We start from the raw sequence: 284 nt of genomic DNA on the forward strand, positions 1-284 counted from the left end.
TCGGCCGCACCGTGCATCCGGAGCGAGGCTGGTGGGTGGGCCTGGACCACACCGCGCTGGCGGCCGCTTGCGTCCACCACCTCGCGGACCTCGGCCACCACAGGGTCGCCTTCGTCAACCGGCCTCAGCAGCTGCTGCGGGCCGGGTACGAGTCCGCGCACCGCGGCCTGGACGGCTTCACCAAAGCCGCGGCCGAGCGCGGGCTGACCGTGCGCACGTACTGCTGCGGGGACGATGCCGCGTCGGGCCAGGCCTGTGTGGAACGGATCCTGCACGACGACCCG

Annotated in this window: 1 pseudogene; it reads left to right on the forward strand. The window is 73.6% G+C overall.

The window, feature by feature from the left end:
• Window positions 1-284: pseudogene (locus ADL12_RS27350) on the forward strand (LacI family DNA-binding transcriptional regulator); the annotation flags it as partial.

It is taken from the genome of Streptomyces regalis, from assembly GCF_001509475.1.
In the GTDB taxonomy this organism is placed as follows: Bacteria; Actinomycetota; Actinomycetes; order Streptomycetales; family Streptomycetaceae; genus Streptomyces; species Streptomyces regalis.